Raw genomic sequence first — 23,265 nt, 5'->3', positions numbered from 1 at the left:
GACCTTTACGTTTCCTGAAAATTCCCTGAAAGTTTGCCGGAATTTGTTGAATAGACCTTTTGTTTTTTTCAATATGTAAATCATAAGGATCGCTTGATGACGTTAATCAAGCGATCCTTTAAGTATCTATTTTGTTGAGGCGTCTGGCGCATCCGGAGGGTTCCCCTGTTGACCGTCCGGTCTCTCTCCGTCTTTCGGACCTCCGCCTGATCCAGGCTCGGGGGTCTTGCCATTTACCATATCAGTGGCTCTCTGCGTAGTTTGTTCCTTTTGTTTGCTCGCCTGGTCCGAGGTGATTTTTTCCTCCTGGACCGCTTGATCAATATCAGCATCCAACAATGACTTGATCTGTGCAATCAGACTGTCTACCGCAACATTTTTTTCACCGGCAATATCCGCGAGTTTCTTGCCTGACTGCAGCTGGGTTTCCAGTTCCGTCTGTTCCATATTCAAGGCCTTGGCAATATCAGGCATCAAAGCTTGCATGCTATTCTGCCCGTCGCCAGGCTGCCTGTCATGATTTCCGGCATTTTCCTGCTTGCCGGCAGCGGCGTCATCCGCAGCGGCGTCGTCGGCAGCTCCGCGTGAACATCCGGTGACGATCAGGGCGATCAGCAATAACAAAGTTCCCATTACAGTAAGCATTTTCTTCTTCAACTTCTGCATCCTCCATGTTTATCTTTCTTATTTTTGGAAACACTTCATTATTACTATAAAATACCTTCCTGAATATTTCCTTAATGTTCACTGAAACCTGCTTGAATTCAAGCTGAAAGTTTCCTGAATTTTCTTCCCTCAGCCAGTCATTCCCGGCATTTTTCACCGCAGATGTTTTGCTCTGGTTTAAAGATCACATAATGGAACAAAACTGCCAGTAATTGAAAAATCAATCCGACTGAACAAACCCCCGTCCAGCCAAATTGCTTCCAGGCAAGCGTACTTAAAAACGAACCTAATGACCCTCCCGTAAAATAAGAAACCATAAACACCGTGTTCAGCCGGTTCCTGATCTCTCCCCTCAAAGCCTGAATCCTTGCCTGGTTGGAAACCTGTCCTCCTTGTGTCCCCAGGTCTAAAAGGAGAATACCGATAATCAGCCCGATCAGTTTTTCTCCGATCAGAATAAAACAGATAAAGGAGAGGAAAGAAAGAATAACTGAAATGCCCACTGTAAATCTGGGGCTGCGTTGGTCGGAGATTCTTCCGACCAAAGGGGCGGCCAGGGCTCCGACAACCCCAACCAGTCCAAACATTCCCGCTTCCTGTGTTCCCAAATGATAAACAGGGGTTTCCAAAAGAAAGACCAGCGATGTCCAAAAAGCGCTGAATGCTCCAAACATCAGGGCTCCATTCACTGCCGCCTCTTTCAAAACAGGTTCACTTTTCATTAAGCCTTTTAAAGAACGGATAAGACTCCAATAAGGGATCTTTGAAGCGGGCAGACTTCGCGGCAGGAATTTTCGCGTCAAAACAGCAAGAAGCAGAATCATCCCCGCTGCCGCCAAGTAAACTATTCTCCAGCCAAAGGCCGAACCGATGATCCCGCTGAATGTTCTTGAAAGAAGAATACCGATGAGAACTCCGCTCAAAACGGTTCCCAGTATTCTCCCCCTTTCTTCGGGATTAGCCAGATGAGCGGCAAAGGGAATAATCAACTGAGGGATAATGGTAAAAAAACCTATTCCCAGGGAAGAGACCAACACCATGCTCATATTTGTTGAGAGCGCCATCAATAATAATGAAGCTGAGGTCAACACGAGAAACAGAACGATTGTTGAACGGCGTTCTTTGATATCTCCCAGGGGCACAAAGCAAAAAAGACCCAGAGCATAGCCTACCTGAGTAAGAGTTGCCGCCATGCCTGCGGTTGCTTGGGATACCTTGAAATATTCGGCGATTTCAGAAAGAAGGGGCTGAATATAATATAAATTGGCTACCGCTATTCCGGCAGCGGCAGCCATTAATAGGATAAGGGGCCTATTCAAAGCAAATTCTTCTTTATCCGGTTTGCTCAACATTTTCTCCTCTTTTTCATTCGGAAACTATTTATAAGCGTTTTTCATGATTTCCGTTGTCTCTTCCAGCGACAGGCTGTATGGATCAACAGTAAACAGCCCGCCCATTGTCTCTCTGGCATGATCGGCCAGCAAGGTTATTTCCTCCCTTTTTATCCCATAATCGGACATTTTCAGCCCGTCAACTTCACAATCTTGCTGAAGTTTGACCAGGGCCTGAACAAAAGCCATTGGCCGCTCGTTTTCAGGAAGAAGATCAACATTCACTCCCATTGCTTCAGCCATAGAAATAAACCGTTCAGGAACTTTGGAGGCAAAGAACGTATAATACGCCTCAGACAACATGATCAGTCCTGCTCCATGCGGAAGATCAGGGTAATAGGCACTTAAAGCATGTTCCATGGAATGTTCGGATGTACAGCTGGAAGTAGACTCGACAAAGCCTGAAAGAGTGTTGGCCAAAGCAACCTGTGTCCGTGCTTCAAGATCGTTGCCGTCTTTAACCGCTCGCGGCAGGTACCGGGCAATAAGCTCGATACTCTTTAACGCATAGAGATCACTGAACGGATTTGCTATTTTGGCAATATAACCTTCCGTCGCATGAAAAAACGCGTCAAATCCCTGATAAGCGGTAAGCTTCTTCGGTACGGTCAGCATTAGCTCAGGGTCAACTACAGATAATACCGGGAAAGTATCCGCATTTCCAAAACCAATTTTTTCCTTCGTGTCTTCTTTTGTAATTACAGTCCATGGGTCAGCTTCTGTTCCGGTACCGGCGGTAGTTGTAATGGCCACTACCGGCAGCGCTCCGTTTTCAACAGGCTTTCCTTTTCCTGTTCCTCCGCTGATGTAATCCCAGTAGTCACCAGGATTCTTTGCCATTACCGCAATGCTCTTTGCCGAATCGATGCTGCTCCCGCCGCCAAGACCAATCACAAAATCACATTCTTCCCGAACAGCGATCTTTGCTCCTTCCATGACATGAGCTTTTACGGGATTGGGGAGGATTTGATCAAAGATTACAGCTTTGATTCCCTTGGAATTGAGAATTTCGATGACCCTGTCCAAGTATCCGTTGCTTTTCATGGAATTCCCTGCCGAGATGACGATTAATGCTTTTTTCCCGGGAAGCTTCTCTTTTTTCAAGCTATTCAGCTTTCCGGGGCCAAACAAAATTTTAGTTGGCATATTATAATTAAACTTCATATCTAAAACCTCCTGATCCTTGTTTCCTGTTTACAGGATGATTTCTGTCCTATATACTATAATCCCTTTAATTTTGATAAACAAGTAAGCACTTTTTGGAAAGTAAGTTACCAATTGTATAGCAATGATCTGGGAATTCACTGGAAACTTTATCTGACAGCAGCGTTTTCTTTTGCCTTAATTAGATGAAACAGCATTTGGTTCAAAGGAACGGGAATATGATGTTGATTTCCCAACTTCACGATCACTCCGGTCAGGCTGTCAATTTCAGTCTTTATCTTTTTTTCTATATCCTGCAAAGTGGAAGACCGATGATCACATGTGGGCGGAATCAGCTGTTCATAAAATTCTTTTTTATACGCTTCAGGGTCATCCCAATAAGAACTGTATCCGGAGATCCTCATAACCTGAAATATCTCCTCAATCAATCCATCCATAATTTCAATCGTATGACGATCTTCAGCAAGCTCTCCATAATTTGCGTTCAATACCGCACTTAAGGGATTCAGCGTACAATTATAAAGCATCTTGGCCCATAAAGCTTTTTCTATCTCTTCGGTTATGGCACAAGGCAATCCTCCGCTATTAATGGCTTCTACAAGAGGGATCATACACTCCAGATCTTCACCATATAAACTCCCGATCAGTATCGGAGCGGCATGGACCGTCACTTCGCTGATGTATCGCTCCGGCCTGCTGAACCCGGTAATAATCCGGGCCGAATAAATCCGGTCTTTTGAGAAGGTTTCTAAAAACACTTCATCATTTCCAAATCCGTTCTGGAAAAGTACAATTTTCCCCTGTCTCTTTAATTTATGCTTATTTTGACTTAACTCAGCGGCAACATCCAAAGACGCTGTCGTCTTGGTGCAAACTAAAACAAAATCATATTGATTCTGAATTTCATCGAGAGTGCTGAAAGTCTTTACTTCTGCCGCCGGAACTGTTATTTCTTTAAAGAGCCCTCTACGGATTATTCCAAAAGTATCAAGGCTTTCTTTGGTTTTCCCTGCCGCAAGGATATCCAGCTTCCATCCTGAATCAAGCAGAGACGCAGCAATACCAAGCCCCACTGCTCCGGGGCCGATTAATAACGCATTCATCCAACCGTCACTCTTTTCAACTCTATTTATTTCTCAAAATCTATCTGTTCTTTTTTGATATAAGCTGTGCCATTGAATTTGGCAATCAATTCTTTATTCTCATCGAATATTTCGATATCATAATTGGCAAGCTTTTGGTTGACGGAAACTTCTTTTGCCTCCGCCAAAAGCTCACCGCCCCTTGCCGATTTAAAATAAGAAATATTGGAGCTGATCGAAACGGCGACTTGCCCATAAGAATTTATCGCAGCGGCAAAAGCCAGATCAGCGAGCGTAAAGATTAATCCTCCCTGAACAATACGGACGGCATTCAGATGGTCTTCTGAAATATTGACCCGCGCCAGAGCATAGCCTGGCCTTGCCTCAATCAGCTTTATGCCGCACATCGCAGCAAATTGATCTTTCTCAAAAAACTTAATGATTTTATTCATCTGTACATCATTCCCTCATATCCTGATTGGTATAATAAACAATTCCGATTGAACCCGGGCCGACATGAAGGCCGATGACTGGCCCGATGCTGATGATTTTGGCCATTACTTTCAATCTACGCTCAATCACCTGGACGATTTCTTTTGCTTCATCCCAACAATTAATATGGTGGACAATAACTTCTCCAAGTCCAAATTTAGCGATATCCTCCATCATTTTTTCCAGCATGGCCTGGACGGCGTTTTTTTTCGTTCTGACTTTCATAAAGGTCGTTGTTTTGCCGCTTTCCACAGTAAGTATGGGAATGATTTTAAACAAATTTCCGATCAATGCACTTGCATTACCGATTCTTCCGCCTTTTTTCAGGTATTCCAAACTGTCCGGAATAAACAAAAACCGGCTTCTTTTGATGTTTTGAAGAACCGCTTCTTTCACTTCACTCAACGTTTTGCCCGCTTTTGCCGCCCTGGCCGCTGTGATCACCGCAAATCCCAATTGCATGGAATTGGATTTGGAATCAATGATTTCGATTTCGGCATCTTTTTTTTCCCTTAAAATCATTTCTTTAACTGTATATGCCGCGGTAAAGGTTCCGCTCATTTCTGAAGATAAAAATATGCAGCAAAGACTGTCTCCTTTTTCAATCGCAGAAAACATCATGTGATATAATTCGCCGGCTGAAGGCTGTGATGACTTAGGGATTCCCCGTTCAGACATTGTCTGATAAAATGTTTGATTATCGATATCTATTTCACGTCTGCTTTCCCCATCAAATGAAATATTAAGCGAAGCGACATTAATCCCCAATTCCTCAATGATGTCTTTTGGCAAGTAGCTTGTGCTGTCCGTTAATATCTGAACACCCATATTCCTCTTGTCCTTTCTCAATAGCAATCATTAACATTATAAAACACTTTCTTGCCAATGCAAAACAAAATTCGTGATCTTGATCTTCATGTATAAAAAGAATTTTCAGAAATTTCAGGAAAAATATAGCTTGCTCTGGCATTTTATTATATGATAGATGTAAGATTTGGATTTGTACAAACAACAAAAGGGGGAATATCTGTGTTTAAAAAAATTCTTGTTCCTGTGGATGATTCCAAATTCTCCAAACTGGCCTACTTAAAAGCACTTGATCTCGCAAGACTTTCCCACGCAGAACTAACCATCCTTCAGGTTTGTTCTTCCCCTGAATATTCTGCAAGAGGAGATATCATGTTTGGTCTCTCTCTAACAGATGAACAATTAGAGAAAATAAGCCGAAGCATCATTCATGACGTGAGAAAAGAGGCAGATGAAAGCAATGTCCGTATCACGGAGAAAACCTCCTCCGGAAATCCCGCGCAGATGATTATCAGGGAATCCATAGATCATCAATACGATTTAATTGTTATGGGAAGCCGCGGCAACGGTCCGTTTAAAGGAGCGATTCTCGGAAGCGTTTCTCAAAAGGTATTGGTTGGGGCGGAATGTGCGGTTCTGATCGTCAAAGACCCTGATCCCCAGACGACATCCGACACTGTTGTTGCCTGGTGAAATGAGGAAAGGAAGTGTGTTCAGCCGAACTGAAAGCACTTCCTTTTTATTCATCTATACTCTTCCGGAATGACGATCTGTCAGGAACAATCATCCACCTTTTTGTATGATCATACAGAAAGGTGGATTTTAGATACCTTGACCATTGCCACCCTTTTTTCTTCAACCTCTTCTACCTCAAAAAGAAATCCATTGTATTCAACCGCCGGTCTCTCGTCTTCTCCGGGAATTCGGTCCAGCTGCCCGATCACAAAGCCGCTTAAGGTGTCATACTCCTCTACCGGAAGCTCGGTATCCAGATAGTCACTGACTGCATCGAGACTGGTTGTGCCGTTGATCAGACAAGTGTCTTCATCCAGCTTTTCAAAATCCTTGATTTCCTCATCGTATTCATCAAAGATATTTCCGACAATTTCTTCGATCAAATCTTCTAATGTCACAATTCCCGCGGTACCGCCATATTCATCAATAATGATGGCCAGATGGACCTTCTTTCGTTGCAGTTCTTTAAACAGTTCATCGGTCCTTTTGGAAATGGGCACAAAATAAGGCTGGCGGATAATTTTTTTTAACTCAAATTTCTCCTTATCACAATCCTCCAGCAAGCAATGAAGAATATCCTTGGAGTGAAGCACTCCGACGATATGGTCGATATCATCCTGATATATCGGGATTCTGGAGAACTTTTCTGTATTGATAAAGTGAATCACTGTTTTGAGATCGGCGTCAACGGGCAGTGCGAAAATGTCCGTACGATGAGTCATAATATCTTCCGCAGTCTTATTATTAAATTCAAAAACATTATTGATCATCAGCCTTTCGCTCTCGTCGATCGCACCCTTCTCTTCACCGACATCAACCATCATCCGGATTTCTTCTTCTGTGACCTGATCCTCCTCCTCATTAGGGTCAACACCAAACAACCGGACAAAAGAATTTGTTGACATCGTTAAAAAAGCAATAAATGGCGATGTAGCCGCAGACAAAATCAATAATGGCCTCACGACAAACAATGCAATCGGCTCGGCTTTTTTCATCGCCAGCCTTTTGGGAACCAGCTCTCCCAAAACAAGCGTAAAATAGGAGAGTATAACCGTAATCAAGACCAGGGAAATATTTTTCAAGAGGATATCAGAGACAGGCAAGTGAAAAATTTTTATCAGATCAACCAGCTTACCGGAAAAGCTTTCCGCCGCAAACGCACTGGCTAAAAAGCCAGCTAAAGTTATCCCGATTTGAATGGTTGCCAGAAACTTACTCGGTTCACTCAATAATCGCTGCAGCTGGCGGGCCTTCTTGTCCCCTTCTTCGGCCAACAGCCTTATTTTGTTGTCGTTCAGGGAGATCAGGGCGATTTCCGATGCCGCAAAAAAAGCATTCAATACTATGAGTACGAATAAGATGACAATTTGGCTAAACAAATGATGTTTCCTCCAGAATTTCTTCCAACCCTTTACAATCCGACTTATCAATTAAATCTACTATATTATCCTGCCAAGTGTCAAGAATATATACATATCCCCTCACCCTGGCGTCAAGTTGAAAAACGAAAAATCAGTTTATCTGCCAACATCAATATCAGGAGAGAGAGGACAATGATCTCTTCCAAAAATTCTTAAACATTTTCGGCGATATAACAGATCAATCTTTCCGTGCTTTCCCAGCCCAGGCAAGCATCCGTAATTGATTTTCCGTAAATATTTTCACCTATTTCCTGTCTGCCTTCTACAAGATAGCTCTCGATCATCAGACCTTTGATCATCTTTTTCAGAGCAGTGTCGTATTTCCGGCTCATTAATATTTCACGCGCGATTCTCGGCTGCTCATAATAGCATTTCATGGAATTGGCATGATTGGTATCCACAATAATACTGGGATGAGCCAGCTGGTGTTTTTCATATTCAGAGGCGGTAAAGATCAGATCCTCATAATGATAATTCGGGATATTCCTGCCGTAAGAATCGACCGCACCTCTTAATATGGCGTGCGCAAGGGTATTGCCGGTGGTTTCTACCTGCCAGCCGTTGTACAGAAAAGCATGACTGCTTTGAGCAGCTTTAATCGAATTTAACATCACCGTCAAATCCCCGCCGGTCGGGTTTTTCATGCCGACCGGCATCTCAACACCACTGACGGTCAGCCTGTGCTGCTGGTTTTCTACCGAACGGGCCCCCACCGCAATATATCCCAGAACATCGGAAAGGTAGGAATAGTTCTCGGGGTAAAGCATTTCATCTGCCGCCGGCATATGGAATTCAGACAGAGAACGGATATGCATCCTGCGTATCGCTTTGATGCCCTCGCACAAATCCGGCTCTTTACTTGGATCAGGCTGATGGACCATTCCTTTATACCCCTCACCGGTCGTCCGGGGCTTATTGGTGTAAATCCTGGGAATGATGAAAATCCTGTCCTGAACCTTTTCCTGTATTTTAGCCAGCCTGCTGATATACTCGCACACCGAATCCTCATTGTCGGCCGAGCAGGGGCCTATGATCAGAAGGAACCGGTCATCCTTGTTTTCAAAAATTTTCTTGATCTGATGGTCCTTTTCTTTCTTGATCTCTTTAATGTGGCCGGGCAGAGGAATTTGCTTAATGATTTCCGCCGCCCCGGGAATTCTTTTTATAAACCTCATACTCATGATCTTTTCTCCTTCCGCAGTACCCTCATTTCTTGATTGACCAAGCGGTACAAAATAAAAAAACCTTTCATCCCTGAAGGGACGAAAAGTGTTTTTCGCGGTACCACCCTAATTGAGTCCTCAGACTCCTCTTTCAGCAGGTACGGGAACATCATATTCCTTATACCCCCTTCCCTGTAACGGTGGAAGTCTCCGTCCCAGCCTACTTACCAAAAGGTTTCAGCCCGGCAGTTCAAGGGTGAACTTTCAACAGCCGATCGTTTAGAAGCGCTTTCAGTCTATGACGCTTCCTCCCTGAAAAAATCATACCGTTTACTTTTCCCTATCATCACTTTTGATGATTACATATTAAATAGTTTAACCAAAATTATAGCATTGTTTCTCCCATTGATCAATGGGTAATTGATCAAAAGCTTATGGCCATGCTTTATTCAATACTTTTTCTACAAACAATCTGGCAATTTCCGGATCAAACTGTGTGCCTGCCTTCTTGTGTATTTCTTTGATCATCGTTTCTTCACTCAATGTTTTTCTGTACGGACGTTCACTGAGCATCGCATCATAACTGTCAGCCAGAGCAATGATTCTGGCCGTTCTTGGTATTTCCTCCCCCTCCAGCCCTCTGGGATAGCCTTTTCCATCCCACCTTTCATGATGGGACAGGATACAATCGGCCAACTCCAGCATTTCATGGGATGAACTTAAAATTCGGAATCCAATATCCGGATGACGGCGGATTTCTTCCATTTCCTGATCGGTTAATACTCCGGGCTTATTTAGAATCCCTTCCTCAATGGCAATTTTACCGATATCATGGATAAGCCCGACAACCTTTAGTTCACTTACTTCCATTTCAGACAATTCTAAAGCTGTTCCTATTTTCTCACTTATTTCGCTTACCCTCTTTGCATGTTCTTCTTCTTTGGGATTTTTTTCATGAAGGGTACGGATAATCGTTGTTATCGTATTTCCCCTCTTGCCTTCATTCTCCACTATTTTATGTTTATACATAAAGTCTTCGGCGTGATTGATCACTTTTACAATATCTTCATCCATAGAGTTCTTTGTACTCCACCCAACTGAAATACTGATACTCAAATCATTTACGGATTGATTAGAGTAGAACTCTTTAATTCTTTTTACAATCCCCTTCACCGCTTCTTTATCCGTTCTGGGTAAAAGGACGACAAATTCATCCCCTCCCCAGCGGGCCACGATATCATCAGCACGGCAGGCGCTTTTGATTGCCAGGGCGGCTTTTTGCAGAAGCTCATCCCCTGTCTGGTGCCCAAACGCGTCATTGAAGAATTTCAAACTGTTCACATCAGCCATGATGATTGAAATCGGGAGGTTTCTCTCTGTATTGAGTCTTCTGATTTCTTCTTCATAAAATCTTCTGTTATATAAGCCTGTTAATACATCACGATAACTCAAATGCAAAATTTCATTTTCCGTGTCCTTCCGCTTGGTAATATCCTGAATCGTACCAAATAAACGGACCGGGTTTCCCTGCTCATCAAATTCCAGTTCACCTAAGCCATGTACCCATCGTTCTTGCCGGTCTTTTACGCGCAGTATTCTATACTCGTCATCGAAGCGCAGCTTTTCTTCTATCACTGTGTGATAATATTTCCTCATTTTTTCACGCCAGTCCGGATGAATGATCTCAATCCATCCTTCAAAAGTATGAGGATACTCCTGATCAATACCAAATATTTTCTCCAGTTCTGTACTGCTGCTCCAGATCATCGTCGTCAAGTCATAAACATAGCTGCCAATATTGGCCACTTTCTGGCATTCCTGCAACAAACGCTCATTTTCCCTCAGGGCATCTTCTATTTTTTTTCTTTCGCTGGCACTCCGGCAAATATTCAGAATGACCCGCTTAAACTTTCCGCTTTTCCTTTCCGTTTTGCTGTAAGCACTTGCATATGCAATCATCATCAAGATCACACCGATGAACATAACGGCAAGAATAATAGCAATACTCGTCATAATACCTGTAATTTTATCCTTTCAGATTGAATCGAAATCTTCCGTTTTTCCTGATCCTAATATAATTTACGGTCCTCTTTTTTGATCCAGTCAGCCAAAAGCTTTAGACATTCCCCGCTGTCCGAATGTTCCAGGGATATCAGACCGCTGGCATTGGGGTCTTCTATGGCTTCATAAAAGACTTTATCATCAAACCCGATTTTGGAAACCTGTTCCGGAGTACACCCGTAATAAACTTTAGAAATCCTGGCCCACATGATGGCTCCCAGACACATCGGACAAGGGTAGCTTGTCGTGTATAATTCACAACCTGAAAGATCGTGTGTTCCCAAAAGGCGTTCAGCTTTTCTGATCGCCACGATTTCGGCATGAGCAGTGGAATCCTGTGTTAATAAAACGATATTATGTGCACTCGCTATTACTTTTCCTTCCCTAACGACGACCGCGCCAAAAGGCCCTCCTTCTCCGGCTGTCATTCCTGTTTTTGCTTCCCTGTAAGCCTGCTGCATAAATAAATTCATGATGTTCAGTCCTCCCTGTTTTCACATCATTGTTTGGGCTTTCTCCGGGCAATCATCTTCCCAATCTCCACCACCGGAATAATCGCCGCCGAGGCAAGCAATACCATCAGCCATTGCTCAGCGTTTAATGAACTCACTTTGAAAATAGAATGAAAATAAGGAACAACAATCACGAATAATTGGATTACAGCAGAAAAAACGATTGCCGCGATCAGGTAGCGGTTGGACAATAAACCTATTCTGAAAATTGATTTGCTGTTGGATCTGACATTGAGGGAATGGGCCAGCTGAATCAGGCCCAGAGTCGCAAAGGCCATCGTCATGGCAATTTCCTGGGTATAGAAGACAGATCCCAGATAAAAGATGAGTAATGTGATTAAGCCCTTACAAATCCCCTGATAAAAAATGCTTACCCCGACACCTTCGGAAAAGAAACTGCTTGTCGACTTGCGCGGTCTGTTTTTCATAATATCTTCTTCGGCCTGTTCAACTCCTAAAGCCAGGGCGGGGAGCGTATCTGTTACCAGATTGACCCATAGAATATGAATGGGCTGTAAAATCGTCCAGTTCAGCATGGTCGCCACAAAAAGAGTGAAAACCTCCCCCAGGTTGGAAGATAATAAGAACTGAATGGATTTGCGGATATTGCTGTAAATTTTCCTGCCTTCCTCAACTGCGATGACAATCGTCGCAAAGTTATCATCCGCCAGAATCATATTGGATACCCCTTTTGACACATCAGTGCCGGTGATCCCCATCCCAATCCCAATATCCGAAGCTTTTAGAGCCGGGGCATCATTGACTCCGTCACCTGTCATTGCCACAACTTTTCCTTGTTTTTGCCAGGCTTCAACAATCTTAACCTTATGCTCCGGGGACACTCTGGCATATACAGAATATTGGTTTACCTGTTTCTGGAATTCTTCGTCACTCATTTTATTGAGCTGGCTACCTGTAATTACCTCATGATCATCTTTGATCATTCCCAGCTCTTTGGCAATAGCCGCTGCCGTATCTTTATGATCCCCTGTGATCATGATTGGCCTGATACCGGCCTGAGCACAAGTTTTTACCGCCTCCAGAGCTTCAGGCCTTAACGGGTCAATCATCCCAACGAGTCCAATAAAGACAAGTTCACCTTCAATATTTTCCGGTACGAGCGGGTCCTCAATCTGATCAATATCCTTATAGGCGACTGCCAGAACCCGCAATGCTTTAGAAGCCATTTCTTTATTGGCTTGAATGATTCTCGCCCCATCTTCAGCCGTCAACTCTCTGGGATTTTGCCGGTCGAATACTTTTGTGCACCTTTCCAGAAGAACATCGGGCGCGCCTTTCGTCATCATCCTGTATCTGCCGTCATGCCTATTGATCACCGTCATCAGCTTTCTCTCTGAATCAAAAGGTATTTCGGCCACCCTGGGCAATATTTGCTCTATCTTTTCTTTAGATAAGCCCTTCTCTTCTGCGAAAGAAACCAAAGCCTTTTCCGTGGGATCACCTACGAGAGAAATCTTCTGATCAGTTGTAGAAATCTTGGTATCATTGCATAAGACCATGGTCTCGATCATTAACCGGACATCCATCTCTTCCACCCGAATTTCTGTTCCGCCAAGCAATTTGCCGCCGACAAATACCTTCTTAACGGTCATCTGATTTTGAGTAAGGGTGCCGGTTTTATCCGAGCAGATGATTTCAGTCCCACCCAAAGTTTCAACTGCCGATAACTTGCGGATAATCGCATTGCGACGGGCCATCTTCTGTACTCCGATAGCCAGCACAATCGTGACCACAGCAGGCAGACCTTCCGGAATCGCCGCAACCGCCAGACTGACAGCAGTCAAAAACATTTCAAAGTATTCTCTCCCCTGAAGAATACCCGCAAAAAATATGACAATGGAAACCGTGATTATACCAACACTCAGATATTTGCTCATTTCCTCCAGCTTTTTCTGCAATGGAGTGCTTTGGGTATCTTCTCTGGCCAAATGCTGGGCGATCTTTCCTACTTCAGTATTTATTCCGGTGGCCGTGACGATTCCATTTCCTCTGCCATAGGTTACACTGCTCCCCGAATAAGCCATGTTAATCCGGTCTCCCAGGATCAGATCCTGCTCTTCCAGCTTTGCTGTTTGTTTTTCCACAGGCAGGGACTCTCCCGTAAGTGCAGCCTCCTCAACCTTCAGGCTTGCCGTCTCCATAAGACGCAGGTCGGCGGGAACATAATCTCCCGCTTCAATGATCACCATATCTCCGGGCACGATTTCTTCGGTTTTGACCTCTCTGACTTTGCCATTCCGCTTCACTTTTACAAAGGGGGAAGACATTTTTTGAAGTGCCTCAAGCGCCTTTTCAGCCTTACTCTCCTGAATTACTCCCAAAACCGCATTGAGAACGATCACCACCAGAATAATATAAGTATCTGTAAGCTCATGCATAAGACCGGAAATTACAGCGGCAATCAGGAGGATCAGGATCATAATGCTTTTGAATTGCTCCAGGAACATTCCGGCCAGGGTTTTCTTCTTTCCTTCCGGAATCTCATTTTTACCATATTGTTTTATCCGTTGGCCGGCTTCCTCATCTGTTAATCCTTCCGGCGTAGAACCAAAATGACGGATTACCTCATTTTCACTGAGATTATGGAACATGATGTTTCCTCCTAAACAAAACCGACAATTTTAAACCCGTTTTTACAGATCGACACCCGGAAAAACAAAACAAAGGGGACGTCATCAGATGTCCCTTTGTTTACTGCTTAAAATGAAAATCTTCAAAGCTTCCATGTCTCATTTTACCTGGACGGCATTCTCATCGTTAACCTCCAAAGACTGCCCTCTTTCAAACCGCAGATGTCCTGATTCATAAAGTTTTCCGTCTATGGTCAGGATGACTTTCTGCGCATTGTAATACTTTCCGAAGGTATCGGCAACGCTCTGGAGGATCATTGATTCATATCCCGATCCTGCGTTCATTTCCTTTAAAAAGGCCTCATTCAGGTCAAGGTAAACCATACCATCCGAATTTAAATATAAGCTATTAATCTTCGTATTTGCCGAGAATACCTTACCAACATTACTGTTCGGAACTTCTTTATAAGCCTTTTCAAGCGCCGGTCTGGTCATCTCATTTGTTTTGAAGCTTAACTCTTTTTCTTGATAATAGATTTTGCCATCATTAACACCGGGATAGAAAAAACTGACTTTTTGAACGAACGAAACATCTTTTTCTATTTTGCTTAGAGATGAGCTTATTTCATCCTGATCAAAAACAGTAACTGATTTAACCAGTCCAACGTCTTTCACATAATAATCCAGTGTTTTGTCATTTGAACTGGTGGTTGTCACTTCAATAGCCTTATATGTTCCTGATGGTGTCGTGACGTCAGCCTCAACATTGGTAATTGTCCTTACTCTTGAATTTGTAAGATTCCATGTTGTTCCTTGGACTAAGGGTTCCATTAATAAAATTTCTTTATCATTTTCTTTGGCTTCCAAAAGATTTTCCCGGTAATACGCCTCTCCCCTGGCCAACAATTTGGTGAGCTTGCCGTCTTTCAGTTCCAAAACTTTTGCCGTAATCGTACCGCCATTATTAATTCTTTGCTGAACTTTGGTTTCAGATGTATAGTCAGTATTCACTGTGTAAGATGCATACTCGTTTCCCTGGCCCTCATAAACATATCTGGTATTTTCTATGATCGGAAAATAATCTTTTACTGATAATTGCTGAGCAGGCGGGTTTTGGTTTTGATTGCCGCTCTGATCGTCACCGGCGTTATTTGCCTTATTCGCCGTACATCCGGATAAAAAGACAAACGGAATTAATATGAGGATAAATAAAATCACTTTTTTCAAATTCTGACACCACCTTGTTTAAAGTTTATTTCATTTCTATTATAACTTAATTTTAGATTAGTTAAATAATATCCATGAAAAAAAGCCCGGAGCGATTTTGGGATCTTATTGAGGGAACCAAACATTAACCTCCACAATCTCCGATCTGGAAGAAGTCCGGACAGGTGTCCCCCATAGACCCAAGCCTGTCGAAACAATCAGGTTTAAGTTGCCGTCCTGCCATAATCCCCGATCAACAATATAAATCGCTTTAGTGATCCATTGTACGGGAAACAGCTGTCCTCCATGAGTATGACCGGATAACATCAAGTCCACCCCCGCGTCTTTGGCCTCCTGAATTGCGACGGTCTGAGGCTGATGATCCAATAAAATAAGAGGTTTTGAAGGGTCGGTCCCCTTCAGCATCTCTGCAAGCGGTTTTCTCTCTGATGTTTTTGTCTGCCCTCCGCTGTAATCACTACGCCCGGCAATATAGATTTGTGCGTTGAGAATTTCATCAAGCTGATCTCTCAAAACCTTTACCCCTTGCTCTTGCAGATGGGCGGTGATTTGCTCTTCCTGTCCCCCATAATACTCATGGTTTCCCAAAACGGCATAAATCCCCTGTTTTGCCTTCAGCCTGCTGAGGACGGCATCTAATTTTTTCTCATTGCCCGGTGAAAGAGTCCTTTCCAGAATATCTCCTCCGAGCAAAATAAGATCAGGCTGCAAGGCTGAAATTGTATCGGCAGCGGTTTCCATATAGGCCGTATTGGCTGATTCTTCTATATGGAGATCGGAAATAAAAACAAGCTTGAGCTGCTGAACTCCCGGGACCTTTTTGGCAATCTGAAGATCGTACTTTGAAAGAACAGGGCTCCTGGCTGCCCATGTCCCAGCGAAGAGGATGACGGCGGTAAGGATCATCACCAGGGAATAAGGTTTCCTGGTTTTCCAGTAAAGAGCCCATACAGATAATCGTTTTTTTGCCGGGCGAAAAGCATGCCAGGCAGAAATGGCCATGCCAACCAGGTCAAACATGACATAAAAGATGAACAAATAGAGAAAAGCGGCAATCCAGTATGAGCCGATAATCTCCAGGATCCCGTTCTCAAATCCCTCTGCCCTATTAATCAGGTAAGCGAAAGCAATGACGATATAGATCGGCCAAAAAATCATTGCCTTCATCCCGGGAAAGAACGCCTTGCATGTCTGAAAGCTCCTTAAACCGACATAGAAGCTGAAAAGTAAATAAATAGCCAAAAATAATAATCCAATCAAATAAAAAGATAAATTCACCTGTTTAACTCCTCATGCGTTTCTCCTGTCCTTAACTATCTTTATTATATAACCATTCGTCCAATTCGTATATCTCCGCAAAAATGAAATGGATAGACTTCCGATTCCTTTCAGAATCTGTCTATCCATTTCCTGAGGTGTACTTCAATCAAGTACGGCCTCCTTTCAATTTTACCTCTCTGCTGTAAGCTTGATATTTCTATCCCTTTTACAGCTCATCAGTATTGCCTAACTCCTGATCTTAACCTTGCGGTTATTTTCAGAAAATCCAGGTCTTTCGCTTTGCCGGTAATTCCTGTTTATCTAAATCTTCTTCTTTTGCGAATAACCGATTACTGACTTGAAAGGTAACTCTGCCTTCCTGTTTCCGGCTGGACCCAGTAAACAAATATAACCTTAGCTGACCTTACGGCCTTTCAGTATCTAGACTATTCGGTGCAAAAATCCAAACATTTTGCTTCAACAGGTCATTACTGGCTCTGCTTCTGATGATTTTTGAGGTAGTCTTCTTACTCAGGTCGCTGACCTTTTCTGAAGATGGTTTTATCATACACCAGTTTAAATATTCTGTCAATAGTTATTGACAGAATATTTAGTTTTTTTATTTTTTAATTGCTGAGATGATTTTCTTGCTCGGTCTTGTTCTTTTCTATTAATTTTCCCCTTTGTATTTCCAGTACCCGTGAACACATCTTTAAAGCAGTCTGCCGGTGTGTAATCAACAAACAGGTACAATTGCCGCTTAAGTCTTTTATGGCCCTCAGGATTTCCATTTCCGTTCCCATATCCAAAGCAGATGTTGCTTCATCCAGAATCATCACCGGCGCTCTTTTTAAGAAAGCCCTGGCAATCGCGATTCTTTGCGCCTGTCCCTCGGATAGTCCGTGTCCTTGCTCACCGATAACCGTATCAAGCCCATTCGGAAGTTCCCGAATAAACTCCCAGGCGCAGGCAGCTCTGCTGGCCTCTTCCATCTCATCAGGTGTCGCCTCCAGCCTCCCGCTGCGCAGGTTGTCCGCGATGGTCCCGCTGAACAGCGTATTTCCCTGGGGGACATAGGTTACCCAAGCCCTGGTGGCAGCCGTGACCTCATACTGTTTGCCCAGTCCATCCGTATAAAAAACTTCCCCTTCCAAAGGTCTGACCAAAGCCAGTAAAAGTCTGATCAGCGTCGTCTTCCCCACGCCAGAAGAACCAACCAGTGCCACCAGCTCTCCGGGAGCAATATCTGCCGTAACCTTATCCAGCACAAGGTTGTCCTTCTCCTCCGTGTAGACAAAGCTCACCTGCCGGAAGCTGATGCCTACCCCTTCCGGTTGCCCGATCTTTCCTTCCCTCTTTTCCAGCTGCATCTTTTCCAGTTCCATTAAGCGTTCGGTGGAAGCCAGCATCGCAATGATCTGGGGGAAGGTTCTCGCCAAGCCGACAAAGGGGACTTGGATCTGCTGGACCAACGTGATAAAGGCTGTTAAGGTCCCGAAAGAAATTGCTTTTTGATAAAGTCTGATTATCCCCCAGCTAAAAGCCACAAAATATCCGGCCCAAAAACCCAGTGAGATGATCATGTCTGCTGACAACGTTGTCCGGTTCCTTTTCAGGATCCAGTCCATCCGGTCTTGATGCAGCCCCTGCAAGGTATCACGATTATGCTCTTCTAAGCCAAAAATTTTAATGACAATAAAATTTTGAAGCGCTTCCTGAATATGAGAACGGTAGCGGCTCTCCGATTCCTGGACCTTGAGATTCAGAACCTTCAGCCTGTGCCCCCATAACCGGCTGAAGAGTACGGTAGAGGGCCCCATAATAAAAGCAATAATAGCCAGTCTCGGCTCATAATACAGCAAAGTGGCAAAAGAAGCCGCCAACTGTACCCCCAGACTAAGAATACCCGGAAAAACACGAACAAAAAAATTTGTGATATTGCCCACATCACTGGTCAGTCGTGTTAAAAGGTCTCCGCTATGGTAGCCTGAAAGCGGCAGCCATTCCGTTTCCAGCAGCCGTTTAAAAAACCGCTGGCGCATGACATTGGAAAAGGCTTCGGACACCCTGACCTCTAGGAGGGCTTCGCCAATATTGATTAGGACGCTCATCACAATAATCCCGCCAAATATCCCGATGGCAATCCCTGCCTTACCCAGTTCTCCGGCCACGGCGTAATCGATCACATTCTTGGACGCAATCGCTATACCTACTCCGCAAAGAGATCCGGCCACCCCAAGAAGTAATATGACGACAAGTCTGGGCAAAAACGGCCTGATATCCGGTTTAATCCAGTTAATAAAATTGATCAGCTTTGAGAATTCAGCTTTTACTTTCATTAATCATTCTGCTCCAATTATCCTCCCAGGATGCTTTCAGAGGATTTTTTGCTTCCGGATACTTCAGGAAATGTCTTCGATTCTTATTATGTGACCGATTCCGATTATCTGTCTTCAATCAGTTCCATGAGCCCTTCTTCATCCAGCTTGTTGAGAAATTCGAGCACATTATTTCTGCAGGTCTGCTCATCAACTTCATATTCCTCCAGTAAGCATTGAATAATCTCTTTGACCGTTTGCGGCTTCTCCATCAGCTCCCAAATACGGCTCCCTACAGAATCCAGGGCAAAATATTTTCCTTTATCCAAACTCATCATCACAACTTCCCCGCCAACTTCCGCCGTTGGCAGCTCTTTGGGTCTTCCAACACAAGAATCCAGGCCAATTCTCTCAGATTTCGAAGACATCTCAATCATTCCCTTCTTCACTTATTTCCTTCAGCCTTTGCAACGATCAAACGAACGAGCCTTTCACTGATTGCGCGCAAACTGCGACACCACCCGGAACCGCTCCTTTCCCGCATTTCCTGTTACAATGAGCTCACCGCAGCGCAGCCAGGCATGAGCAACCAATTGATTGGCTTCATCCCGATCCAACCCCAAATAAAGGGTATAGGGTATCCCAAAGATCCTCAGAAACAGCAGAGCTGTCACAGCTTGTACCAGGCATTTACTTTCCCATGGCGTATACCGGCTCATCGTGTCTATCGCCCAGCCGATTTTTGCCGCTTTCCTATAGGTCCTCCGGTCCATCGTTTGGGCGGACTCTGCCATTTTCTTTCCGATAACAGGGACAATATACCTAAAGGGAATGACCAAGATGGTTAAACGCACAGCACCCAATAGCAAGAACGAACCTGCCAGCAGCAGTTTTTCTTTCATAGAAAGATGAGAAAATTTCATCCACCTGCGCTTAAAAACCAAATAGTCTCATTCCTTTTACTTACAAAAATGGCGAAATATCCAGTTTAACGAGGAATATTATATAAAAATATACCATATTTACTAAAATTTTAAAATATTTTTTTTACCTGTTGAAACTAATTGAAATACAATTATAATATAAAATAAGCAAATATGTTACCGTTGTCCAAATTTAATTTCAGAGGTATTTATACTAATGTACAAATACACTGCTTTTGGCTTACAGATCGCTTCCGAAGTTGCTTTCAATGAGCTTTTGTCCGGTGATGATTCATCGGCGGATGTTATGATTGAAAAGGGGCTCGTTTCCGATGCCCCCCGGCAGCCAACTCTGTCGGATAAAAAAAGTACTTTCGAAACAAATTTTTCATTTCTAGCGCCAAATGTCGGAAAATTCAAGGTCTCCAATGGGAACAAAATCATCGTTGAACCTTTAGGCGCTTCCGGTTCTTCCGCTTTTAAACCCTACCTGTTGGGCACCGCTTTTGGGATACTTCTCTTGCAACGAGGATTGCTGCCGATTCATGGCAGCGCGTTTATTTTTAATGGAAAGAGCGTCATCATCACAGGTGCCTCAGGAGCAGGCAAATCCACCTTATTATCCGCATTCAGGAAACTGGGGTACCCTCTCCATACCGATGATATAGCCCCTTTGACGATTGATCAGAACGGAGCTATCCGGGTACTGCCCGGGTATCCCCAGCAAAAGCTCTGGAAAGACAGCGCAGAGTATTTTCTCGAGAAAAATGCCGATCATCTCGTTCGTATTGAGGGAGAAAGAGACAAATACTTTCTGCCCGCCAATAACGGATTTTGGAATGAACCTGCGGACCTTTCCGCTATCTTTGAATTGATACCCGGCGACACCGGATCGGTAGTGTCCTCCAGGCTCAATAAACATCTCGGACTCATTGCCCTCATGAGCAATACTTATCGAATCGAAGCCGTCAATGATTTGGGGATTGGAGCAAACCATTTTTCCCAGTGCGCTGCTGTCGTCGATCATATCCCTGTATTTCGGATGACCAGACCCCGCGCCTTATTTACAGTGGATGAGCTGACGGATTTGATTTTGCAAAGGATTAACGATCTCTAAAATCTCTTTCTGATAAATTTTAACTAATTTGGGACTTGAATTCATGTAAATTTTAATGTAAGATATGCTTTAAGATCAACGTTTAGCCTGAATATTGACATAATTTTTTAATTTATATAAAAGGAAAGGAGAGGAAATAATGAAAAAAGAATGGAATAATCCAACCATTACATCTTTAAGTCTTGACAAAACAATGCTTGGCACCGAACCTAATGGTAATATTGATGACAGCTTCCCTTATAACGGTCATACTTACTATTCTTTCTCCTAATGACTTTAGGTGCTATTTATCATTTTAGTTCTTGATCTTTATTCCCCAAACTTAATTGTTTGGGGAATATTTTGTATACCAGGAAATAAATCTGGAAAATACAATGGTCGTTAATAATTTATTGACGGAATCCCCATTAATATGTGCCTCATTCTCTCTTGCCAAAATCAGCTCTCTGTTGACCTTCTCTATATCGATATAATTATTTATTGTCTGGTCTTTTACGATATGATCAAGCTCAGTGAAGATCTTTTCCCAATAGGGCTTTATTCTCTGGAGCCAATCCGCGCATTGCACGCCAATAGCGTGCCCAAACAATATTTTATCCGGCATTCTCCCCTTCATTGCCCGCCGTATCAAAAACCTGTCTTCGCCGTTTCTAACAAACTGTTCGGCAGGTAAACTCAGACAAAATTCAATCAGACGTTTATCTCTTGAAGGATCCCGAAGAATAACACCAGAATAGACGGCTTGTTTAACTTCCACCGCCCCAACATGTGAAAAAAATATCCAGTTTACTCTCTGTTTTTTAAATGCTTCATAGTCATCGGTGCGATAAGTACGCGGATTTAAGCCCAGAAGCTTAAATCGGCTTTCTACATTCCATTTTTTTATCAGTTGAGGGTTTACAACCGTTAGAGAAAATCGGTCCCATTCCCTTAAACGCAGTAACCTTAGAAAATCTTTTAATTGATATGGCACTATATAAGTAAATACTCCTTTAGCAATTGTTCTGGCAGAGACTCCGGCTGATTTGCTTAAAACAGAAATTTCCTTATACAGGGTAATGAGTTTCCCCTTTTTAAACAAGGTTTTGGTATTCGTATTAAAATCCCCATAAGAAATCGTAAAATTTCCGTATGAACCGGATAAAAGCACCTTGCAGCCTTTTTGAGCGGCCCGTTCCGTCACATGGAGCTGCCAGTACATATTGCGAAAGATTTTATACGGCTGCTCCAACATGTCCACAACTTTATCCGCATCTGTCAGCGCATGCTTCCCCTCGCTCCGCAGCAGCTCTCCTTCAATATTCCCCGCAAAATCAATGATCGCCTGAATGTTCTCACTCTCGTCAACGATATGGTTTTTCTTAGGCTGTTCTTTAAATCCTTCCATCGGAATGGAACTGAAAGAATACAGCTTTTTATTTTTTTTTGCTAGCTGTGCCGCCGCGATACAACCGATTGATCCGGAGTCAATACCACCGCTCATTTTGATCCCGACCTCGCCGGTACTGCGCAACCGGCAGGCTACAGCCTCATCAAATACTTTTCTAAAGGCCTCCTCATATTCCTCATCTGTTTTGAGAATCAACGGTTTTACTTCCCTCAGCGGATCCCAATATTGCTTTTTTACAGTGCCACCGTTTCCGACGCGCATCCAAAATGCCGGCGGCAGTTGATTGATTCCCTGATAGACCGTTTCGCCGCATTCAGTTTCGTGTATAGTCGTTTCTATGGCGAGAAAGTCAGCGATCCACCTCTCATTTAACGCCATATGGTCTTGTCTGGCAAGCAAGGGCTTCATCAGGGTGGAAAAGGCAAAGACATTTTCCGAGTCATCATAATACAGCGTTCGTTTTCCCACGTGGTCTCTGGCACAAAAAATCTCGTTTTTATGATCATCCTTTATGACAAAGGCAAAGTCTCCCACTAAATACTTGGGGCAGTCTTGTCCCCATTTCCGATAGGCAAGAAGAATCAGTTCACTGTCAGTTATTATCTCCTGCAACTCCTTATCAACGGCAAGTGTCTCAAATAACTCCCGGCGATTATCAATAATGGCATCAGCTGTAATACAAAGCCCTGTTTTCTCTTCACTGCGGGGAAGAATCTCATACACCGACTCAGGGGTAATATACTGGTGCCCGCATCCAAAATAAACATCCTTACAATTAAAAGCATCCAGCCGGTCAAACTGTATGGATGTTAACGGCGCAATCATTTTCGCATACTTTTCTTTTTCAATTCCATTGCCTTTTTTTTGGTAGAGTCCCCATATTACACTCATGATTTTCACCGCGCTTTTCCAACTTTTTGTGGTTCTGCCTGCTTTCCCAAATAA

At 43.5% G+C, this 23,265-nt stretch carries 20 protein-coding genes and 1 other annotated feature; of the genes, 3 read left to right on the top strand and 17 right to left on the bottom strand.

Annotated features, from left to right (window positions below):
* Positions 1-126: 126 nt before the first annotated feature.
* The 6 genes from SGLY_RS08150 to SGLY_RS08125 all read right to left on the bottom strand — a co-directional run bounded on the left by SGLY_RS08150 (position 127) and on the right by SGLY_RS08125 (position 5,623).
* The gene (locus SGLY_RS08150) at positions 127-657 is read right to left on the bottom strand and encodes a hypothetical protein (protein ID WP_013624803.1); all 531 of its coding nucleotides are present in this window, start codon (positions 655-657) and stop codon (positions 127-129) included.
* A 146-nt stretch (positions 658-803) separates the two neighbouring features.
* Positions 804-2,018 (bottom strand): MFS transporter, encoded by a 1,215-nt coding sequence (locus tag SGLY_RS08145; RefSeq protein WP_013624802.1) that lies wholly within the window; start codon positions 2,016-2,018, stop codon positions 804-806.
* A gap of 24 nt (positions 2,019-2,042) precedes the next feature.
* The gene (locus tag SGLY_RS08140; RefSeq protein WP_013624801.1) at positions 2,043-3,221 is read right to left on the bottom strand and encodes an iron-containing alcohol dehydrogenase; all 1,179 of its coding nucleotides are present in this window, start codon (positions 3,219-3,221) and stop codon (positions 2,043-2,045) included.
* Positions 3,222-3,370: 149 nt separating this feature from the next.
* Complete coding sequence (locus tag SGLY_RS08135) at positions 3,371-4,324, bottom strand: ketopantoate reductase family protein (protein WP_013624800.1); 954 nt, start codon at positions 4,322-4,324, stop codon at positions 3,371-3,373.
* 26 nt (positions 4,325-4,350) lie between these two features.
* A complete protein-coding gene (locus tag SGLY_RS08130) occupies positions 4,351-4,755 on the bottom strand; it encodes a PaaI family thioesterase (RefSeq protein ID WP_013624799.1) in 405 nt (134 codons plus the stop codon).
* Between the two features lie 7 nt (positions 4,756-4,762).
* The gene (locus tag SGLY_RS08125; protein WP_013624798.1) at positions 4,763-5,623 is read right to left on the bottom strand and encodes a DegV family protein; all 861 of its coding nucleotides are present in this window, start codon (positions 5,621-5,623) and stop codon (positions 4,763-4,765) included.
* A 201-nt stretch (positions 5,624-5,824) separates the two neighbouring features.
* Between SGLY_RS08125 and SGLY_RS08120 the strand changes: the two genes are divergently transcribed.
* The gene (locus SGLY_RS08120; protein WP_013624797.1) at positions 5,825-6,295 is read left to right on the top strand and encodes a universal stress protein; all 471 of its coding nucleotides are present in this window, start codon (positions 5,825-5,827) and stop codon (positions 6,293-6,295) included.
* A gap of 110 nt (positions 6,296-6,405) precedes the next feature.
* Here SGLY_RS08120 and SGLY_RS08115 read toward each other — a convergent pair whose 3' ends face one another.
* The 10 genes from SGLY_RS08115 to SGLY_RS08070 form a co-directional block, all read right to left on the bottom strand.
* Entirely contained in the window at positions 6,406-7,716 is a 1,311-nt protein-coding gene (locus SGLY_RS08115) for a hemolysin family protein (protein WP_013624796.1), read from the bottom strand.
* A gap of 194 nt (positions 7,717-7,910) precedes the next feature.
* Positions 7,911-8,939: a 3-deoxy-7-phosphoheptulonate synthase gene (locus tag SGLY_RS08110; protein ID WP_013624795.1), complete on the bottom strand. Its 1,029-nt coding sequence runs from the start codon at positions 8,937-8,939 to the stop codon at positions 7,911-7,913.
* Positions 8,940-9,013: 74 nt separating this feature from the next.
* Positions 9,014-9,277, bottom strand: a binding site (T-box leader).
* 76 nt (positions 9,278-9,353) lie between these two features.
* Positions 9,354-10,934: a diguanylate cyclase gene (locus SGLY_RS08105; RefSeq protein ID WP_013624793.1), complete on the bottom strand. Its 1,581-nt coding sequence runs from the start codon at positions 10,932-10,934 to the stop codon at positions 9,354-9,356.
* 56 nt (positions 10,935-10,990) lie between these two features.
* Positions 10,991-11,455 (bottom strand): nucleoside deaminase, encoded by a 465-nt coding sequence (locus tag SGLY_RS08100; protein ID WP_013624792.1) that lies wholly within the window; start codon positions 11,453-11,455, stop codon positions 10,991-10,993.
* 26 nt (positions 11,456-11,481) lie between these two features.
* Positions 11,482-14,106: a calcium-translocating P-type ATPase, SERCA-type gene (locus tag SGLY_RS08095; protein WP_013624791.1), complete on the bottom strand. Its 2,625-nt coding sequence runs from the start codon at positions 14,104-14,106 to the stop codon at positions 11,482-11,484.
* A 138-nt stretch (positions 14,107-14,244) separates the two neighbouring features.
* On the bottom strand, positions 14,245-15,303 hold the full coding sequence (locus SGLY_RS08090; RefSeq protein ID WP_242823020.1) for a GerMN domain-containing protein: 1,059 nt from the start codon (positions 15,301-15,303) through the stop codon (positions 14,245-14,247).
* 114 nt (positions 15,304-15,417) lie between these two features.
* Positions 15,418-16,590, bottom strand: coding sequence for a metallophosphoesterase (locus SGLY_RS08085; RefSeq protein ID WP_013624789.1), 1,173 nt, complete (start codon positions 16,588-16,590; stop codon positions 15,418-15,420).
* Positions 16,591-17,198: 608 nt separating this feature from the next.
* The gene (locus SGLY_RS08080; RefSeq protein ID WP_013624788.1) at positions 17,199-18,911 is read right to left on the bottom strand and encodes an ABC transporter ATP-binding protein; all 1,713 of its coding nucleotides are present in this window, start codon (positions 18,909-18,911) and stop codon (positions 17,199-17,201) included.
* Positions 18,912-19,015: 104 nt separating this feature from the next.
* Positions 19,016-19,339 carry a lasso peptide biosynthesis PqqD family chaperone gene (locus SGLY_RS08075; protein WP_242822998.1) on the bottom strand — a complete coding sequence of 108 codons (324 nt, stop codon included), beginning with the start codon at positions 19,337-19,339 and terminating at the stop codon, positions 19,016-19,018.
* A gap of 42 nt (positions 19,340-19,381) precedes the next feature.
* Positions 19,382-19,813, bottom strand: a complete 432-nt coding sequence (locus SGLY_RS08070; protein ID WP_041445236.1) for a lasso peptide biosynthesis B2 protein — start codon at positions 19,811-19,813, stop codon at positions 19,382-19,384.
* A gap of 217 nt (positions 19,814-20,030) precedes the next feature.
* Between SGLY_RS08070 and SGLY_RS08065 the strand changes: the two genes are divergently transcribed.
* Positions 20,031-20,930 carry an HPr kinase gene (locus SGLY_RS08065; RefSeq protein ID WP_013624785.1) on the top strand — a complete coding sequence of 300 codons (900 nt, stop codon included), beginning with the start codon at positions 20,031-20,033 and terminating at the stop codon, positions 20,928-20,930.
* A gap of 139 nt (positions 20,931-21,069) precedes the next feature.
* Entirely contained in the window at positions 21,070-21,201 is a 132-nt protein-coding gene (locus SGLY_RS18520; protein ID WP_013624784.1) for a hypothetical protein, read from the top strand.
* 51 nt (positions 21,202-21,252) lie between these two features.
* Here SGLY_RS18520 and SGLY_RS08060 read toward each other — a convergent pair whose 3' ends face one another.
* Positions 21,253-23,211, bottom strand: coding sequence for an asparagine synthase-related protein (locus SGLY_RS08060; RefSeq protein WP_148228104.1), 1,959 nt, complete (start codon positions 23,209-23,211; stop codon positions 21,253-21,255).
* Positions 23,212-23,265 lie beyond the last annotated feature (54 nt).

The sequence above is a fragment of the Syntrophobotulus glycolicus DSM 8271 genome (assembly GCF_000190635.1).
Classification (GTDB): Bacteria; Bacillota; Desulfitobacteriia; order Desulfitobacteriales; family Syntrophobotulaceae; genus Syntrophobotulus; species Syntrophobotulus glycolicus.
Note: the sequence above shows the minus strand (reverse complement) of the source record. Positions and strands in the feature narration are given on the sequence as shown.

Excerpts from the sequence above, each read along its gene's own strand:
- SGLY_RS08145 (WP_013624802.1), bottom strand. The coding sequence starts at position 2,018 with ATGTTGAGCAAACCGGATAAAGAAGAATTTGCTTTGAATAGGCCCCTT.
- SGLY_RS08140 (WP_013624801.1), bottom strand. The coding sequence starts at position 3,221 with ATGAAGTTTAATTATAATATGCCAACTAAAATTTTGTTTGGCCCCGGA.
- SGLY_RS08135 (WP_013624800.1), bottom strand. The coding sequence starts at position 4,324 with ATGAATGCGTTATTAATCGGCCCCGGAGCAGTGGGGCTTGGTATTGCT.
- SGLY_RS08130 (WP_013624799.1), bottom strand. The coding sequence starts at position 4,755 with ATGAATAAAATCATTAAGTTTTTTGAGAAAGATCAATTTGCTGCGATG.
- SGLY_RS08125 (WP_013624798.1), bottom strand. The coding sequence starts at position 5,623 with ATGGGTGTTCAGATATTAACGGACAGCACAAGCTACTTGCCAAAAGAC.
- SGLY_RS08110 (WP_013624795.1), bottom strand. The coding sequence starts at position 8,939 with ATGAGTATGAGGTTTATAAAAAGAATTCCCGGGGCGGCGGAAATCATT.
- SGLY_RS08105 (WP_013624793.1), bottom strand. The coding sequence starts at position 10,934 with ATGACGAGTATTGCTATTATTCTTGCCGTTATGTTCATCGGTGTGATC.
- SGLY_RS08100 (WP_013624792.1), bottom strand. The coding sequence starts at position 11,455 with ATGAATTTATTTATGCAGCAGGCTTACAGGGAAGCAAAAACAGGAATG.
- SGLY_RS08095 (WP_013624791.1), bottom strand. The coding sequence starts at position 14,106 with ATGTTCCATAATCTCAGTGAAAATGAGGTAATCCGTCATTTTGGTTCT.
- SGLY_RS08080 (WP_013624788.1), bottom strand. The coding sequence starts at position 18,911 with ATGAAAGTAAAAGCTGAATTCTCAAAGCTGATCAATTTTATTAACTGG.
- SGLY_RS08070 (WP_041445236.1), bottom strand. The coding sequence starts at position 19,813 with ATGAAATTTTCTCATCTTTCTATGAAAGAAAAACTGCTGCTGGCAGGT.
- SGLY_RS08065 (WP_013624785.1), top strand. The coding sequence starts at position 20,031 with ATGTACAAATACACTGCTTTTGGCTTACAGATCGCTTCCGAAGTTGCT.
- SGLY_RS18520 (WP_013624784.1), top strand. The coding sequence starts at position 21,070 with ATGAAAAAAGAATGGAATAATCCAACCATTACATCTTTAAGTCTTGAC.
- SGLY_RS08060 (WP_148228104.1), bottom strand. The coding sequence starts at position 23,211 with ATGAGTGTAATATGGGGACTCTACCAAAAAAAAGGCAATGGAATTGAA.